Here is an 18,405-nt window from a genome sequence, read left to right as displayed (position 1 = left end):
ATTTGAGTAAGACTTAATGCAAGCTATTATCCAACTTATATTAACCAATCCACAAATTAAATCTAAATTTAGGACTGGTTTTTCGTACTTGTCTATATTTATTTTTATGGGCTTTGCTACTTTTGTATCTTCATCGATCAATAAATTCGTTAATGATACTATGTCAATTACCATAGCGGAACCAGAAATAGTTGACCCCTTAAAAGAACTATCGGATGAAATATCCCAAATTGTTACAGTCAAAAAAGGCGATACATTAAAAGCAATACTTTTGCATCAACAAATTCCAAGTAAAGAAATAACCCAAATTATAAAAATAGCAAAAGACAAAAATATTGAATCATCTTTAAAGATAGGGCAACAACTGGTTTTTGATTATGAAATAAAATTTATCGAACAAGATGATCAAGACCTTGCTTCCGAGTCACGTACATTGAAAAAACTAACTATAGCGTATGATAAAGTCAAATCTTTAGAAATTATTAGAGAAGGTGAAGACCTTCTTGCGAAAGACGTAACCAAAGTTTTCAATAAGCTCTTAACCAAATCGTCGGTAGTTATTAATTCAAACTTTATGTCAGCTTTAAAATCTTTAGGATTATCAAGTAATAGTATAATTGAAATGATCAATTCGTATAATTATCAAATTGATTTTCAACGTCAAATTAAAAATGGTGACACTGTAACTGTGCTCACTGAAAAATTTGTTACCAAGGATGGTAAATTTTCCCATCATGGTAAGGTTATATATGTATCACTTAATTTATCCGGTAAGGAGTATAATATTTTTCGATATTCTCCAAATAATACAGAAAATAATCATGATTTCTTTTCCGAAGATGGTAAAAGTGTTAAAAGAAGTTTGCTTAGAACCCCTATCAAATTAGTTAGAGTTTCCTCACATTATGGTAATAGACATCATCCTACTTTAGGTTATACCAAAATGCATAAAGGAGTTGATTTTGCAGCTCCAACTGGTACGCCAATTTATGCGGCAGGTAATGGAGTGATAACTGAGATAGGCTGGAAATCTGGTTACGGAAAATTCATACAAATTAAACATAGTCAGAATTTATCAACTGCTTATGCTCACGCTTCTAATTTTGCTAAAAATCTTAAACCAGGAAGTATAGTGAAACAAGGGCAAGTAATTGCATATGTCGGTAGTACTGGTAGGACTACTGGAGCACATTTACATTATGAAGTTAAAATAAGTGGTAAGAACGTAAACCCTATGTATGTTAAATCTACCCCTGGTATAGAACTTAGCGGCAAGCAATTGGCACAATTTAAACAATTTAAAAATAATATAAGGTCTTTAAGTAGTGAACTTGATAGTAAATCAGAAATTACTGAAAATTCAGCAACGAAATTTCTTTAAAATTTTATCAAAGAAGCTCTATAATTTAAGTTATTATGACTTCAGATAAGCCAAAACATGACGAAATTTTTCGCAAATCTATGGAGAATCCAATAGTTGCTAAAGAGTTTTTGGCAACTCATTTGCCGAAGGATGTGCTGGCTTTAATCGATAGCACAACTATAAAATTAGAAAAAGATAGTTTTATTGAGCCAGACCTTTCTGAAACTATTTCTGATGTATTATTTTCTGTTAAGTTTAATGATCAGGATGGCTATATTTTTTTGCTATTGGAACATCAAAGTACTATTGATAAAATGATGGCATTTAGGTTATTTAAATATATGATTAATATTTGTGATCTATATTTAACTACTAATCCTAAAACTAAAAGCCTTCCATTAATTTATCCCCTAATAATTTATAATGGCAAGAAGAAATATAACGCATCGCTCAATATATGGAATTTATTTAGCCATCCAGATTTAGCCAGAGGCTTTTGGACAAATGATTGTCAGCTTATTAACGTACATGATATCCCCGATGAAGAACTCAAGGAAAAAGTATGGTCTGGGATTTTGTTATTTTTCCTCAAACACATCCACGAACGTCAATTACTGAAAAGATGGCAAGAAATCTCTCATCTCTTGCCTAAATTGAGTAAAATAACAATAGGCTATGACCATATAAGAAATCTATTACAGTATACTTTGATCTTTATTGAGCAAAATGATAAAATAGAGTTAGAAAAAATATTAAAAAATAGTTTAACTAAAGAAAAAGGAGAAGAACTTATGCCTAGTATAGCTCAAGTATGGAAAGAAGAAGGGATTCAAATCGGGCTACAGGATGGTATTAAAATCGGAGAAGCTAGAGGTGAAGCTAGAGGTGAAGCTAGAGGAGAAGTTAGAGGAGAAGCTAAAGGTAGAGCCGAGGGTAGAACCGAGGGCGAAGCTAAATTAATAAAAATGATGATAAACAATGGTAGCTCTATTGAAGAAGTAGCGAGAATTACTGGACTATCTATTACTAAAATCAATGAATTACTGAAAGTATAGTAAATAATGAATTATTAGATTAGCTATATAAGCAAATTTTATTATGACTCTAGACAAGCCAAAACATGACGAAATCTTTCGCAAATCTATGGAGAATCCAATAGTTGCTAAAGAGTTTTTGGCAACTCATTTGCCGAAGGATGTGCTGGCTTTAATCGATAGCACAACTGTAAAATTAGAAAAAGATAGTTTTATTGAGTCAGACCTTTCTGAAACTATTTCAGATGTATTATTTTCTGTTAAGTTTAATGATCAGGATGGCTATATTTTTTTGCTATTGGAACATCAAAGTACTATTGATAAAATGATGGCATTTAGGTTATTTAAATATATGATTAATATTTGTGATCTATATTTAACTACTAATCCTAAAACTAAAAGCCTTCCATTAATTTATCCCCTAATAATTTATAATGGCAAGAAGAAATATAACGCATCGCTCAATATATGGAATTTATTTAGCCATCCAGATTTAGCCAGAGGCTTTTGGACAAATGATTGTCAGCTTATTAACGTACATGATATCCCCGATGAAGAACTTAAGGAAAAAGTATGGTCTGGGATTTTGTTATTTTTCCTCAAACACATCCACGAGCGTCAATTACTGAAAAGATGGCAAGAAATCTCTCATCTCTTGCCTAAATTGAGTAAAATAACAATAGGCTATGACCATATAAGAAATCTATTACAGTATACTTTGATCTTTATTGAGCAAAATGATAAAATAGAGTTAGAAAAAATATTAAAAAATAGTTTAACTAAAGAAAAAGGAGAAGAACTTATGCCTAGTATAGCTCAAGTATGGAAAGAAGAAGGGATAGAGATAGGGCTACAAGATGGTATCAAAATCGGAGAGGCTAGAGGAGAGGCTAGGGGAGAAGCTAGAGGTGAAGCTAGAGGTGAAGCTAAAGGTGAAGCTAAATTAATAAAAATGATGATAAACAATGGTAGCTCTATTGAAGAAGTAGCGAGAATTACTGGACTATCTATTACTAAAATCAATGAATTACTGAAAGTACAGTAAGTAATGAATTATTAGATTAGTTATATAAGTAAATTTTATTATGACTCTAGACAAGCCAAAACATGACGAAATCTTTCGCAAATCTATGGAGAATCCAATAGTTGCTCAAGAATTCTTGGCAACTCATTTGCCGAAGGATGTGTTGGCTTTAATCGATAGCACATCTTTAAAATTAGAAAAAGATAGTTTTATTGAGTCAGACCTTTCTGAAACTATTTCAGATGTATTATTTTCTGTTAAGTTTAATGATCAGGATGGCTATATTTTTTTGCTATTGGAACATCAAAGTACTGTTGATAAAATGATGGCATTTAGGTTGTTTAAATATATGATTAATATTTGTGATCTATATTTAACTACTAATCCTAAAGCTAAAAGCCTTCCATTAATTTATCCCCTAATAATTTATAATGGCAAGAAGAAATATAACGCATCGCTCAATATATGGAATTTATTTAGCCATCCAGATTTAGCTAGAGGTTTCTGGATCAACGATTGTCAGCTTATTAACGTACATGATATCCCCGATGAAGAACTCAAGGAAAAAGTATGGTCTGGGATTTTGTTATTTTTCCTCAAACATATCCACGAGCGTCAATTACTGAAGAGATGGCAAGAAATCTCTCATCTCTTGCCTAAATTGAGTACAATAACAATAGGCTATGACCACATAAGAAATCTATTACAGTATACTTTGATCTTTATTGAGCAAAATGATAAAATAGAGTTAGAAAAAATATTAAAAAATAGTTTAACTAAAGAAAAAGGAGAAGAACTTATGCCTAGTATAGCTCAAGTATGGAAAGAAGAAGGGATTCAAATCGGAGAAGCTAGAGGTGAAGCTAGAGGTGAAGCTAAATTAATTAAAATGATGATAAAAAATGGTAACTCTATTGAGGAAGTAGCGAGAATGACTAGATTATCTATTGCAAGAATCAATGAATTATTGAAAGTACAGTAAACTGGCACTTATTAGCAAGGCGTTACTTTAGTAGCGACGAAGCAATTTAATGAATGTGGATTGCCACGACCTACTTGCGTGGTCTCGCTAATAGACCTCTTGTACTTTTCTGCAATTTTTAAATTGCCACGGGGTTTAATGCTAATCAAGTTAGCTATAATTTACAAACAACTAAGAATTCGAGGTATCAAAATTATGTTTAAGCAATTAACTAAATTAATCGTAGTAGTTTTATGGATTAATACAACAACAGCGTATGCAGAAGATAATCCAACTAAAGTTAATGAAGACGAAATGAACAAAACAATAAGAATACCTGCAAATCCTATTAAATTTCCTTTATTTAAGGAAGATAAAAAAGATATAGACAGACTTATAAAGAAGTTTAATAACAAGAAAAAACGAGAAATTGTTTTTTCAATATCTAGTAGGGAACCGTTAAAGAAATGGCGTCCAGATTTAACTCAAACTATTCGTGACACTCCGCGTGTTAACTGTTTTAGTCAAATTCCTAACACCCCATGTATTAACCCAGATTATATACCTATTGGCATTAGAATGCCTGAAGATGATGAATATTTTTATGTAAGAAAAAATGAAACTAGTCCGGTGAGACGTTATAAGAAAACCTTAAGGCAAAAGATGGAATCAAAAATTAAATGCATATACTATTAACATTAAAAAGAATATTACTAATTATTCGTCAGAATAGTCGTATAGTTATTAAATTGGTAATTATAGATCAATTAGTAAAATGGTGGTTTATAAATTATCTAAGGGGCAAGATTGGTCTAACCATGAAGGTAACAAGCTTTTTAGATATAGTTTATAGCTGGAACCATGGTATTAGTTTTGGAATGTTCCGAAATTATTATCAGTATAGCAATATGTTGTTTATAGTTATTAACTCTGTTGTTATAATATATTTATGGTATATCTTATTAAAATGTAAGACAATGACAGGCTTTGTTGGTTATAGCTTTGTCATTGGTGGGGCTATCGGTAATTTGATCGATCGTTTTGTTAATGGAGCGGTATTTGATTTTATTTATTTTCATTATCAAGATTTTGGTTTTCCAATATTTAATCTAGCTGATAGCTTTATTTCATTAGGTGTAATGTTCTTATTGCATGATTATTATAAGACTAAGAAAATTGTTGAACAACAACAAGATATTAAATATAATCATACTATGATACAAGCTGAAGCAGATAGGATCCGTGAGCTTGCTTTTAAGGAAAATATAAATTTAAAAGGAGATTGAGTGCGTATAATTCTTTGGTTATTTGCTACTGTAATAATGCTGTCTGCGTGCAGTAAAAAAGTAAAAGAAACAATAGGGATAGTAACGCCTGGTCCCAATGAGTACAGGGTTGAGCGTAATAAGACTTTAGAAATGCCCCCTCACTATGACTTACCTGCTATTGAAGGAAAGGATAAAGAAAGCCATAAAGCCTCTTCTCCAAAAACTCTTAACGATGGTGAACAAGCCCTCATAGAGGAAATAGATAGGTAAAACTAATTATATAATTTTTTTACTTTTTCACTTAGTGGACGAAAATTTTGGTATATACTCAAAGATATAGAGAAACAATAATTGCCGGGGTTTAAAACAAGGTGAGTGATAATAATAAAAGCGTTGTACTGAATTTCGGTCCACAACATCCAGCTACCCATGGGGTTTTAAGATTAATCTTAGAAATGGATGGTGAGGTAATCAATAAGGCAGACCCGCATATTGGTTTACTGCATCGTGGTACTGAAAAATTAATTGAGTATAAAACATATCTACAAGCTATACCATATTTTGATCGATTAGATTACGTATCGCCAATGTGTCAAGAACATGCCTTTGCTTTAACAGTTGAAGGATTGCTTGGCTGCGAAGTTCCAAGACGAGCTCAATTTATTCGAGTGATGTTTTCTGAACTTACCCGTATCCTTAATCACATACTTAATATCACAACCCAAGCTCTAGATGTTGGTGCTACTACACCTCTATTATGGTTATTTGAGGAACGTGAAAAAATTATGGAATTCTATGAGCGTGTATCTGGTTCTAGGATGCATGCAAATTATTTTAGACCTGGTGGCGTTGCCCAAGACTTACCAGATGGTATATTAGAAGATATTCATATTTTTATTCAACAATTTCCTAAAAAATTACAAGATGTTGAAACCTTGTTAAATGACAATAGGATTTGGAAACAACGCCTAGTAGATATCGGAGTAGTAAGCCAAAAAGAAGCTATGGATTGGGGGTTTTCTGGCCCAATACTGCGAGGCTCAGGTATCGCATGGGATCTTAGAAAAACCAATCCGTACGATGTGTATGATGAACTAGATTTTGACATACCAATTGGCAAAAATGGTGATTGTTATGATAGGTATTTGGTTCGCATTGAAGAAATGTACCAATCACTTAAAATTATACAACAATGTCTTGAAAAAATACCGAAAGGTAGTATTAAAACTGATGACCCCAAAATCGCCCCCCCATCAAGAAATAAAATGAAAGAATCGATGGAAGCAATGATTAATCATTTTAAACTTTATACTGAAGGATATAACGTACCACAAGGCGAGATATATCGGTTTGTTGAAGCCCCAAAAGGCGAGTTTGGGGTATATTTATACTCTGATGGAAGCAACAAACCTTATAGATGCCGTATTAAAGCCCCTGGATTTGCTCATCTGCAAGGTTTAGACTTTATGTCAAGAGGACATTTGATGGCAGATGTGGTAACTATTATTGCCAGTCTTGACATTGTTTTTGGAGAAATTGATCGATGAATGATGAACCACTAAATTTCAGTTTTAATGATGAAAATCTAAAAAAAGCTCAAGATATTATTAAGAAATATCCTGAAAATAGACAGAAAAGTGCGATCCTACCGTTACTTGACCTTGCCCAACGGCAAATGAATGGTTGGTTACCTAAAGCATCGATAGAGTATGTAGCAAATTTTCTAAATATACCTTTCATCAGAGCTTATGAAGTTGCAACATTCTATACCATGTTTAATTTACAACCAGTAGGACGATATCACATACAAATTTGTGGTACTACCCCCTGTTGGCTAAGGGGTAGCGATAAAATTGCTACTATCTGTAAGAATAAACTTGCTATTAATTTCGGTGAGCTAACCAGCGATAAAAAGTTTAGCCTTACAGAAGTTGAATGTTTGGGTGCTTGTGTTAATGCACCAGTTGTCCAAATCAACGATGATTTTTTTGAAGAGTTAGATGAAGAAGGCATGGCTAAGTTAATTGATAGCCTTGCTTAATATTTATTTTATATCTAACCCGTTCGTCATTGCGAGCTGATGTATCCCCACGAAATTAAGCACGACAAAGCTGTAGAAGTCAAGATTTGATCTTACAGACCCCATAAATTAACTTATTAGATTGTCAGATAAGTGTTCAAGATACAAGATCTCATTATTTTTTTCAAACGCTAATTTTTTACTATCTTTAAAGGTTTGCATTGGAGTTTTACCATAGCAATACTTGCCGGAATGAGGACGTTCGTTATTATAATAATGTAACCAGGTATCAAGATCTTTTTGCAATTCAAAAAGTGAATTGTAAATCTTTTTACTCATTGCAGTATCATAAAACTCATTTTTCATGGTTTTATGAAACCTCTCACATATCCCGTTAGTTTGAGGGGAATATGCTTTTGTAACGGTGGGTTCTATTCCTTCAATACTTAAAAACAATTCAAAGGCATGATGTTCTATATTTCCTTTATATTCAGTACCACGATCAGTTATAGTAAAAGCAGTTAAGTTATGTTACAGCAAAGAATGCACAAATGGTGTTATACAATTCTTGTGAAAGCCCGATTTTTTGTTTAATCCACCTTTTCATATTAGCCCAAAATTTCTCTATTGGATTTAGGTCAGGAGAGTAAGGTGGTAAAAATATTACCCTACATCCTACTGATTCTATTAAATCTTTAGTCTTCTTAGACTTATGAAAAGCAGCATTGTCTAAAATCACAACTTGACCAGCTATAAGCTCTTTTATCAAAAATTGCTCTACCCAATTATTAAATAGTTCGGTATTACAGGTGCCATTGAATACAAAAGGGGCTATAGATTTATTACCTACCAAACCTGCTATAATATTCGTCCTTTGGTAATACTTCCCACTCTTCTTTGCTTGTAGTGTTTGACCTTTCTTTCCCCAACCTCTATCTTGGGTAATGTTCATCTCTATTCCGCTCTCATCTATATACACAAGCGCATCTGTAGCTAGATCTTTGATATCTTCTAAATACTTACATCGCTTTTCAGCATTAGCTTCCACATAGGTAAAGGCTTTTTTTTATAACTAAATCCCAATTGTCTTAGCCAATATCTTGCCCCACTAGCGCTTATCCCAAATTTCTTACCAATATCTTCCGTTTTGCTATTAGGATTTTCTTCTACATACTTGATAAAATCATCCATTTCTATACTAGGCTTTGCTCCTTTATACTTCCTTGCTTGATAATGACCTTCTTTCTTATACCTTACATGCCATGTATTTACTGTTGTAGGGCTCAATTGAAAAACTCTAGATGCTGACCTTTGACTATTTCCTGCTTCTAGATATTTTATTACTTTTTCTCTTAAATCTATACTGTATGGGCTAGTTGACATTTTTCATTTTATATTATCACAATCACTAACATAACTCAACTGCCTTTACTATAATATACGTAGTATAGGAATACCTTGTTCTTCGTACCAAGGTAGAACTCTATCATTTAACATATCAGCAGAGGTTATAGCTGTTTTGTCTGTGTATAATTTGGCATCCGTCACCCTGGAATAGCTATCGATAAAAGTTTGACCATAAACCTTACCTATTCCTTTAAAGTTGCCAACATAGTAAACATCTTGACAACCAAGATAGCCTGGATGTTCTGTCTCTATTTCCCCATGTGCCTCTTTAAGATTCTTACGATTCTCCAAGACACGTAATTGAGCTTCCGTAAGTATAATGCCATCCTGAGCCATTTTAGTTTCTAAAGCTACTAGCCGTTTCTTAAGATTATTGAGATCGTTCCTAAGCCAGATAGATCTAATGCCACCGGGAGATACTAAAATCCCATCTTTTTTTAATTCGTTTGATACACGAAGTTGACCATAAACGGGGTACTCTATTGCCATGTCTAATACCGCTTTCTCTACAATAGGATCAACTCTATTAGCCAATATGGGTTTCTTACGGCTTATTTCATACAAGGCTTCATCGCCACCATTCTCATATAATTCCTTGAATCTATAATAACTATCTCTGCTATACCCCATTGTCTTACATGCACTAGATACATTTCCTAAGCTTTTTGCTAGTTCAAGTAATCCTATTTTTGGTCTTATTATTTTCTGATTTAAATTCATTTTAATCTCCATTTAATAATTTGTTTATTTTACTAAATGGTGGAGTAGACGTAATAGTCACCTATTACGCCCCTCGTTAGAACCGCATCGTGCCCTATTAAGGCAATGGGCTCAAGATATCATCATTTACACAGTATGTTCACTTAAAATAAATGCAAGAGATTATTAAATCTCTTGCCCTTATCCTGTGAAGATAACCATGCTATTCTTTTTAGTTTCGTTTCTGTATTTATTTGATACTCTGTTGTTATCATAACATTTCCCTAAAAAGACCGATTCTACCCAGGATCCTTCGCTCCACAGACTTTCCTCTGCTTCAACACTACTATGATCCATCCGACTTCCTATATCCCATCTCAGCTCCCTTGGGTTTTACTCTTGTCGGCTGATACTTCAAAAAAAACAATGGAAAGAGAATATAGGATATCCCACGTTCATAGATAAACTTTTATTACATGCCATGCTCTCCGACCCCGAAGACCTAAACCTATATCTGCCTAATTTACGATATAGATAATATTGCATTCCTTTATCTTAACAAAGTCTGCGATCTCGTATAACATTTTTAACGTGGCTCAATCACTACGGCCTGTAATATCTCTGCCTACGCTTAGCATAATTGTTACCAATTTTTGCCCAAGGCTCGATACTTAGTGTGCTAGGTCAACACTTCTAAGACTGTTCTTTCAACAGCTAGTTTATCTACGCTTCGTGGCGCACTAAGATTAAATCTCAACTACTTCAACACAGCTCATGCAATTGGTAGTTCTTTTATAGCTATTATATCTGGAACCTTACTTACTACGTTTGGTGTCCCATCCTTATTCTATTTTCCAGCTATAATTTCTATTGTAATTCTTATGAATTTAATATACCATCTTGATGAATATCCAGAAGAAACAATGATAAATAAAACTATTGATGGAAATTCAATTACACAACATGTTGATTTTACTGCTTATAGCAGAACAATTTTAGAACATCTATTTAAAAACTCTGTAGCTTGGAATATGGCACTTGGCACTATGTTTTTATACGTTATCAGAATAGGTTTGCTCAATTGATTGCCTACTTTTCTTGTAGAACAAAACAATAATGTAAATTCTATAGGTTGGCAATTTTCAAGCTTGGAATTTTTAGGCATATTTGGTGGCATTGTTGCTGGATATTTTTCGGACAAAGTTGGTTATGCACATCGCTCAAAAATTGCCATGATACTAATATTAGGCCTTATAATATGTATTGCGGCTTTTATATTTCTGCCTCTTAACTACTCTGTCTTAAAAAGCGTAGCAATTATACTTTGTGGTTTTTTTATTTATGGTCCTCAAGTATTAGCAGGTGTTATTGCTAATGATTCTGCTGCAAAATCTATATCCGCTACAGTTAGTGGTCTTGTTGGGACTTTTGGTTACATAGGTGCAACATTTTCTGGACTTGGTTTAGGAATCATTGTTGATAAATTTGAGGATAGAATTAATAAAATTTAATGACCTAATTTTGGAAATTTACACAGTTTTTTGGACAGAGCCTTTTTTATTGCAAATAATACAGCTAAAATAGAACAACTATAAAATGGAAAATTTAGTAACATTTATAATATTAACTTTTTTTGGTAAGTTAATTAATTATATAGGGTTAAGTATATCATTTTTATCTGGAATTTTATATTATGTACTTATCCCTCTGCTTTTGTTTGTTAAATTAACTCAGTTTGATTACGCAATTGACATAAATTACAATTACATATTCATTTATATCATTTCAGTAATCATTATATCACTATGCAGCATCTGCTTAACTAAATTCAATCAACTCTCTTCGTTTGCCATACTTCCTCTTATAAGCACTTTTATGAATACTTCTTTCCTAGGTCTACCTATTATCGAAGCATTATTTCAAAATCCTATTTCTGCAATTACTGTAAACATTATTCAAGTCACTATTGTATGTCCTATTTTTTTAGTCCTATTAGATTTTTTTTCTAGAAAAGATAAAAATTTTAGTATCTTATTTATCATCAAAATGATATTTAATCCAATGACGGTAGTTCCAATATTGACTATCATGTTAAATCATACCTATCTAAAAATTATTGTCCCTGCATGGCTAACAGAATTGGTATTTTTTATACCTTATATTGCTATTATATATTTCGGTTCTGAGCTACAATTCACATATATAAATATTAAAACTATTACATACAACTCACTTATTCTAATTTTGTTAAAACATATTCTATTCCCATTAGTAATATTGGTGTTAGAAAAAACACTCTTTCCTCTAGAGAAATATTGGTTATACTCTCTGTTGATACTTTCAGTTACTCCACCAGCCAATATAGTTGCCATAATTGCTAGGAATAGCAAGTCACACTTTATTGAAGCACAACAAGTGACAATTGTCTCTTCTGCAATACTTGTAATGGGCATGATAATATTGTTTATCAGTATAAGCTATCACTTAACAAACTATATTATGTGAATGAGACATATTAAATTGCATATTAGCTGTACCATTGGTTATAAACGGTTTACCATATTTATTATAAATAAATTCTAAATTTTGCGGTAGTAATCTAATATTATCAACCTTTTTCCTCACTCTTAGCAGTTGCCTAGCAGTAAAGCTAATAAAAATAACGATAGTGATAATATTACTAAATTATTGATACCAATAAATTTGTACAACAAGCACAGGGTTGGTCTAGTGATAGAACATAGCTTGGATCAAATTATAGCGTACTACATGGACTCCGAAGGAAAGTACATACCTGAAGTTTTAAAGAATAGCCTTGAAAATGAACTAGTTAAACTATATCCAGATTTACATATTGAGATTACTGAGCAACCGGTGGCAAGTCAGAAATATAATAATTGTGGTTCAGAAGTAATAGAGAACCTTGTTACTAGTTGTGGTATACCACGAATAACGGAAGATGATGTACTGGCTATCCATTCTTTGTTAGTGGAAGATAAGCAACTAAATGTTGATGACACTATTCGTGATACATTCAAAATTTTTGAACAATCTCTACTTGGTGAAAATTGGGAAGCTATTAATTAATATGTATTAGTTGGAATTTAATATTAAAATATACTCATAAAATTAAAGTCAAAAAGACATAATGAACTATGTAAATATAGGCTGCGATCAAAAAATTTTTATTGAGGTTTAGCCTGGATATTGTATGATGAATTATCAGTAAATCTTTCTATCCCTTGAGTAATAAAGGTTACGAGATTAAATTTGATAAAACTCAAAAATACAATTTGTATTTTTGTATAATTCCTCTGAACCCCTTATATTACAAGGGGTTCAGAGGTGAATTTTGCTACCTTCATGCAATATCCGGGTTAGACTCAAAATAAACCAATAAAAATTTTTTGATCGCAGCATAATATGTTGTCACTATGTTTCAGTTTGTTTTTTTTATAAAAAAAACAAAAAATTATAAAAATTTTGCTAATTACCTCTTAGTGGATAATAAAATAAGGAGTATAATGATATTATGGTTAGAAGGAACACGTGAAAACAATGATAGAAGAAAAAAATAAAAATAATGTTGATGATCAACCAACTATGTTAGTTGGCACTGATGACTTCAAGTCTTATGGCTAGAAATTTGAATTTTCTCGGACTCGCCATTTCCTCTAGTCTTTTTTGCCCTTGAATCCCTAGTACTCATAGGCTTTCCTCCTATAATTTGAATTGATATTTTAATACTATTTGAACCTAATATATTGGTCAATTTATGATAATAATTGTGGCAATTTCTTAAAAAAACAGCCATAGAAACTACATGAAAAACAATAGTTTTTAAACGCATTTTTAGTTGAATTGTTATTATAATATCCAACAAAAATAGGTTAATTTTTTTAAAAACACTCAGTTCTTATAAGTTAGTTTTTATTAAAGATAATTAATCTAAAATTACATCAATATTAAATCAAATATCTAATCAACTTTTATATATTTATTATAATTATGTAATAAATCTAGTTTAGCTAGATATATGGCACCAGGTCATTTCATCTTCCTAAAAATACAACAACCACAGCTCAGATTAGTAAAAATGTTAACCCTCAAAAAACTATAATAACAATTTTAGCGACTGTTACTAGATTAACACTATTCTAAAAAACTTAAAAAATCCCCTTTACTCTGGGGAAAAATGATAGTATTTGTAAAAGACGATACTACGTGGTGTAGTGTCAAGCACCGAGGTTAGAAGACAATCTACCAAATTACAATCTAACCTCAGTGTCCATTTTCCGAAAAACAAAAAACAGGACTTCACTTTATGCCCTCCTCTATTAAAAATCAATGAAAAACCACTTAATCTAAATAAAAAATACCAATAACATCATCAGTGACAACATTGCTGAAACTAACAATATAATTGAGGTAGATATATGCCAACTTTTAAGTCACATTTTACTCAAGAAGCTATTAGTAAAATTATTCTTCCTGAAACTAAACAAGATTTTTATAATGATACCAAAGAAAAGGGGCTGTTTCTTATTGCAAGAAAAAGCAAGACTTTTTACTTACGTAAAACAGTGGAGAAGAACGGTCGTAGTCGTACAATTAAATTAGGTGCATTCCCTTGTATGTCGGTAGTAGAAGCAAGGAATAAAGCTGCTGAGCTAAAAAATCAGATTAGCAAAGGTATTCCTCTTGAAAAATTAGCTATTGCAAATAATCAAATAGATAATAAACTAACCACACTAACAAATAATCCAATAGATGATAAACTAACCAAGTTAACCGTTAAAGAGTTCTTTTATAAGTATATTGAAGAACACAGTAAACGTAAAAATAAGGGCTGGAAGACTGATATTGCTAAAATGAAGCGATATGGTAAAGATTATTATGACATGAAAATATCTACTGTAACAAGGGATGATATTCAGAAAACGTTTAATAATCTTACCAATAATAATGGTCCTTATAGTGCTAACAACTTTCTTAAGTTATTTAGGGCAATGTTCAATAGGGGTATTAAATGGCAAATGTTAGAGAAAAATCCAGCAAAGGATATTGAAAAAAATCCGGAAAAGGTCAGAGAACGATATATTGCAACCCTAGAGGAAATGTCAAGGTTCATTGAGGCAGTTATTGCAACATCTACTAGGATAATTGCGGATTTTATCTTAATGCTATTACTTACTGGAGCAAGGAAAAGTAATGTTTTATCTATGAAATGGCAGGATATTAATTTTGAAAACACGACATGGACTATACCAGCTACCTCTGCTAAAAATAAAAAAACACAAAGAGTTCATTTAGTAAACTCTGCCCTAAGCATATTGACAAGAAGGAAAAATGAGAGCAATCCTGAAGCAATGTGGGTATTTTCTAGCGATCAGAGTTAAAGTGGTCACATATCCTCTCCTAGTGAAACTTGGAAGAAAATTTGTACATTGGCTGATATTAAAGATATGAGGATTCATGATTTGAGAAGAACACACGGTAGTTGGATGCGTAAAGTTGGAGCAGATAGAGAGATAATAGGGGCGGCTTTAGGTCATAAGGATCAAAGGTCAACAGAAGTATATGATATTATAGCGAAGGAACAAGTTAAAGAGTTTCAGGACAAAGCTGTGGTTCCGTTAGACAAAATTTTAAAAAACTTAGATTTTTTTATAGCAAGTGAGGTAACTATACCAAAGGAAACAAAAGAAATTGCTAATAATATTGAAAATAATACTATAATCAATCCAGGAGAATTGGGTAGCAGGAGCGATGGAGCGACGCCTATATATAATGGGCAAGCATTGAGCGATGACGTCACCAACTTCTCATCAATTGACTATATTGAAGCCCTGCAAAGTCAGATTAAAGCACAGCAAATAATGATTGAAGAATTGATGCAACAGATAAGACACTAAATATACTTAAACGCAAGAATAATGCTGAGTATGTTGAGTAATCAGCATATACTCAGCTTATTTATAATTAGTAATGATAAGCTCTTTAGTGATTTCTTTCTGTACGGCTACTTTCTGTCCGGTTATGGTGTATTTAATGTCAACGGTATTTATGGTAAAATCTTGGTATATTTCCCTGATAAAGTTGGTATTGCTATTGGATATCATTAATTTTACCCCTTTGCTAGTGAGTTCTTTGGCAAAATCTCTTAGCCTGATTTGTTCTTGTTCATTAAAAGGCAAGCGAGTATAAAACTTCTCTCCAGCCTTATGATAAGGTGGGTCAAAATAGACAAAATCATTTTCTTTAGGTTCGATAAACGAGAAATCAGTAACGTAAATTGAGGTGTCACTTAGAAAGCTACTACATTGTTGTAATTTCTTATCAATATTAGCACTATCATATTTCTTTGACGAAAAGGACAAACAAAGCTTGCCACTCTTATTAACTCGATACATACCCATGAAAGAATATTTGTTTAAATAGAGAAACCTAGCCGTAATACTAGTTGGGTCATTGCTATCATTACGTTTTTGTACGCGGTAATAATATTTTCTCGAGTGATGTTCTTTATGGGTGGCAAATAAATCGCTCACTGCTGTTGGATTCTTTTTTACAGCATTGTAGCTGGTAATTAACTCCAGGTTAATATCAGATAGAAAACATTTTTGACACCTATCTTTTATTTTGAAGAATAATGCCCCACCGCCAAGAAAAGGCTCATAATAATTATTAAAGGTAACAGGAACATATTGTATCAATTGATCGGTGAGTTTTCTTTTACCACCAACCCAGTTAAAAAATGGTAACGGTATTTTTAGTAGTAGTCATGATGATAAGTGTTCATTATTCAAGTACATAAATATCTCACTTATTGTATCATAAATATCACAAAGATTCTATAAGAATTATCGGTATATTGGTAAAAATGGCGTTTTAAAAGTCACAGTCAATGAAAGTACACCCTTGCTTTTGCTAAGTAATGGGTTTTGTTTGGTGCAAAAAAACCTGATACAATTTTAGGCTCATATTTGCCTTAAAATACAAGTAGCTAATTAGCTATTTATTCAATTAACCGCATTAGGCAGCTTGTTTAAATAGCTAATTTACGGCTTACTTGTCAGCTATTTAGCCGCCGACTATAAGAATAATCTTACTCACTGTCTCTGGTTTAACACTATTCTAAAAAATTTTATAAAAAAATTTACTAATAGTGAAAAACCGCTTTACTATGGGGAAAAACTAGGATATTTGTTAGTAGACGTTACGTAGTGTAAATGTCAAGCACTAAGGTTAGATACGAATCACCAAATTTTTCTCTAACCTCAGTGTCTATTTATCAATCACGAAAATAGGAGTTAATTCTATGCCTACCGATATTAAAAATCAACAACAAAATAAATCTACCTGTGAAAAAAATAATATCAGTAGTGATATTATTGTTGAGTTACAACAAGCTAGGAGGAATCTAGAACTAGCTAATTTTATCCACCAAGATTTTATAAGGACTGTATCCATTAGCATAAACAAACCTTGTAATGACATTTTTGCCCTTTCTACAATTCTACATGTAGGAGAGGAAGAGCCTAACAAAAGGAGTACTATAGCGGAGATTGTCACTTCTGCTGAAGACTTAATGTATTACTCTAGAAATATAGTAAATTTTGCCACCACAAGCGTAGTACCAGTACCCACAATCTCTGGAAAATTTAATCCTAAAACGTTAGTAAACAACGTTATTAATAAACTAATACCAAGCTCTAAGTGTAAAGGCATAGGGTTTGCAAATAATTTCACCAATGGTATTGCAGATATCATCATTGGTGATAGTTATCGACTTGAAGCGATATTAACTCAGTTAATTACTAATGCCATTAATTTCACTGAAAAAGGCAGTGTTATGGTAACCACCAATTTTTTTCCAGCAAGCCCCATACTCTCACAAGTTGATAAAGATTGTGGTGATGGAAAAAGTACAAGGGGCAAAGATATTTTACAATTCATCGTGCATGATACAGGTATTGGTATGTCTGAAGAGCAACAACAATATATCTATAAGCAATTAAATGCTCCTGATAGTTCTGCCTTTACTAGTGGCTCGACTAGCAAAGCTACAGGTGAGGAATTGGCTACGGACTCAAACTCAGAATCAACTTTAGAATTAGGGCTAGGTTTAAGTCTAGTCAAACAATTTATTAGCAATCTAAATGGTAAAGTTAATATTGCTAGCCAGCAAGGTAAAAGTACAACCTTTACTTTGCAAGTGCCAGTAGAATTACATTGTGATTAACAATAGACTTCCTGCATAAGTCAAAAAAGCCCTCGGGATTTTTAGGAGAAACGAAGCCTGGTACCTTCGCGTACATAGACGATTGTTACGGAGCGGAGGCAAGTTTCGACGACAAAATCACCAACTAGATTGACTTATGCAGGAAGTCTAATAATTGGCAATAGGAAGCTACGTAGTGTGGGGTCAAGCACCGAGGTTAGAAGACAATCGAGCAAATTTCACTCTAACCTCAGTGTCTATTTTTATGATAAAATAGGAGTTAATTGTATGTCTAGTAATGTTAAAATTTTTAAATAATACAAAAAATATTAGTATTTCTACTTTTAGTGTAGTATGATTTATATTTAAAGTATTTCTGTTCTCCAAATTATCTAATGGAAAGGC

Annotated in this window: 15 protein-coding genes and 4 pseudogenes; 14 read left to right on the top strand and 5 right to left on the bottom strand. The window is 32.4% G+C overall.

All coding sequences use genetic code 11. From position 1 onward, the window contains the following. Nucleotides 1-16: 16 nt before the first annotated feature. From AAGD42_RS06635 to nuoE, 9 genes are all read left to right on the top strand, one after another. On the top strand, nt 17-1,381 hold the full coding sequence (locus AAGD42_RS06635) for a M23 family metallopeptidase (RefSeq protein ID WP_341752719.1): 1,365 nt from the start codon (nt 17-19) through the stop codon (nt 1,379-1,381). 35 nt (nt 1,382-1,416) lie between these two features. Continuing rightward, nucleotides 1,417-2,418: an Rpn family recombination-promoting nuclease/putative transposase gene (locus AAGD42_RS06630; RefSeq protein WP_341752718.1), complete on the top strand. Its 1,002-nt coding sequence runs from the start codon at nt 1,417-1,419 to the stop codon at nt 2,416-2,418. Between the two features lie 43 nt (nt 2,419-2,461). Continuing rightward, nucleotides 2,462-3,442 carry an Rpn family recombination-promoting nuclease/putative transposase gene (locus AAGD42_RS06625; protein WP_341752717.1) on the top strand — a complete coding sequence of 327 codons (981 nt, stop codon included), beginning with the start codon at nt 2,462-2,464 and terminating at the stop codon, nt 3,440-3,442. Nucleotides 3,443-3,482: 40 nt separating this feature from the next. Further along, complete coding sequence (locus AAGD42_RS06620) at nt 3,483-4,403, top strand: Rpn family recombination-promoting nuclease/putative transposase (RefSeq protein WP_341752716.1); 921 nt, start codon at nt 3,483-3,485, stop codon at nt 4,401-4,403. A gap of 195 nt (nt 4,404-4,598) precedes the next feature. After that, a complete protein-coding gene (locus AAGD42_RS06615; protein WP_341752715.1) occupies nt 4,599-5,078 on the top strand; it encodes a hypothetical protein in 480 nt (159 codons plus the stop codon). Next, on the top strand, nt 5,069-5,668 hold the full coding sequence (gene lspA / locus AAGD42_RS06610; RefSeq protein ID WP_341751068.1) for a signal peptidase II: 600 nt from the start codon (nt 5,069-5,071) through the stop codon (nt 5,666-5,668). Before AAGD42_RS06615 ends, lspA begins: the two co-directional genes overlap by 10 nt. Then, nucleotides 5,669-5,920 carry a DUF3035 domain-containing protein gene (locus tag AAGD42_RS06605; RefSeq protein WP_341752714.1) on the top strand — a complete coding sequence of 84 codons (252 nt, stop codon included), beginning with the start codon at nt 5,669-5,671 and terminating at the stop codon, nt 5,918-5,920. Between the two features lie 101 nt (nt 5,921-6,021). Further along, nucleotides 6,022-7,197 carry an NADH dehydrogenase (quinone) subunit D gene (gene nuoD / locus AAGD42_RS06600; RefSeq protein WP_341752713.1) on the top strand — a complete coding sequence of 392 codons (1,176 nt, stop codon included), beginning with the start codon at nt 6,022-6,024 and terminating at the stop codon, nt 7,195-7,197. Beyond that, on the top strand, nt 7,194-7,691 hold the full coding sequence (gene nuoE / locus AAGD42_RS06595; RefSeq protein ID WP_341749785.1) for an NADH-quinone oxidoreductase subunit NuoE: 498 nt from the start codon (nt 7,194-7,196) through the stop codon (nt 7,689-7,691). The genes nuoD and nuoE overlap by 4 nt, the downstream gene beginning before the upstream one ends. Nucleotides 7,692-7,799: 108 nt before the next feature. Here the strand turns inward: nuoE and AAGD42_RS06590 are convergent. The 4 genes and pseudogenes from AAGD42_RS06590 to AAGD42_RS06575 all read right to left on the bottom strand — a co-directional run. Then, nucleotides 7,800-8,180, bottom strand: a pseudogene (locus AAGD42_RS06590) (integrase core domain-containing protein); the annotation flags it as partial. Between the two features lie 16 nt (nt 8,181-8,196). Next, entirely contained in the window at nt 8,197-8,718 is a 522-nt protein-coding gene (locus AAGD42_RS06585) for an IS630 family transposase (protein ID WP_341749620.1), read from the bottom strand. After that, nucleotides 8,682-9,053: a helix-turn-helix domain-containing protein gene (locus tag AAGD42_RS06580; RefSeq protein ID WP_341749594.1), complete on the bottom strand. Its 372-nt coding sequence runs from the start codon at nt 9,051-9,053 to the stop codon at nt 8,682-8,684. The genes AAGD42_RS06585 and AAGD42_RS06580 overlap by 37 nt, the downstream gene beginning before the upstream one ends. Nucleotides 9,054-9,104: 51 nt before the next feature. Then, nucleotides 9,105-9,797: pseudogene (locus tag AAGD42_RS06575) on the bottom strand (helix-turn-helix domain-containing protein); the annotation flags it as partial. Between the two features lie 746 nt (nt 9,798-10,543). Here AAGD42_RS06575 and AAGD42_RS06570 point away from each other — a divergent pair. The 4 genes and pseudogenes from AAGD42_RS06570 to AAGD42_RS06555 form a co-directional block, all read left to right on the top strand. Next, nucleotides 10,544-11,287 (top strand): annotated as a pseudogene (locus AAGD42_RS06570) (MFS transporter); the annotation flags it as partial. A 550-nt stretch (nt 11,288-11,837) separates the two neighbouring features. Continuing rightward, nucleotides 11,838-12,281 (top strand): hypothetical protein, encoded by a 444-nt coding sequence (locus AAGD42_RS06565; protein WP_341760731.1) that lies wholly within the window; start codon nt 11,838-11,840, stop codon nt 12,279-12,281. A 225-nt stretch (nt 12,282-12,506) separates the two neighbouring features. Continuing rightward, the gene (locus tag AAGD42_RS06560; RefSeq protein ID WP_341752711.1) at nt 12,507-12,863 is read left to right on the top strand and encodes a hypothetical protein; all 357 of its coding nucleotides are present in this window, start codon (nt 12,507-12,509) and stop codon (nt 12,861-12,863) included. Between the two features lie 1,349 nt (nt 12,864-14,212). After that, nucleotides 14,213-15,691, top strand: a pseudogene (locus tag AAGD42_RS06555) (tyrosine-type recombinase/integrase). 57 nt (nt 15,692-15,748) lie between these two features. Here the strand turns inward: AAGD42_RS06555 and AAGD42_RS06550 are convergent. Further along, complete coding sequence (locus AAGD42_RS06550) at nt 15,749-16,546, bottom strand: Dam family site-specific DNA-(adenine-N6)-methyltransferase (RefSeq protein ID WP_341760792.1); 798 nt, start codon at nt 16,544-16,546, stop codon at nt 15,749-15,751. Nucleotides 16,547-17,097: 551 nt separating this feature from the next. Between AAGD42_RS06550 and AAGD42_RS06545 the strand changes: the two genes are divergently transcribed. Next, a complete protein-coding gene (locus AAGD42_RS06545) occupies nt 17,098-18,021 on the top strand; it encodes a HAMP domain-containing sensor histidine kinase (protein WP_341752709.1) in 924 nt (307 codons plus the stop codon). Nucleotides 18,022-18,405: the final 384 nt, after the last annotated feature.

The sequence above is a fragment of the Candidatus Tisiphia endosymbiont of Dioctria linearis genome (assembly GCF_964026545.1).
Taxonomy (GTDB): domain Bacteria; phylum Pseudomonadota; class Alphaproteobacteria; order Rickettsiales; family Rickettsiaceae; genus Tisiphia.
This window is presented reverse-complemented; position numbering and strand designations above follow the sequence as displayed.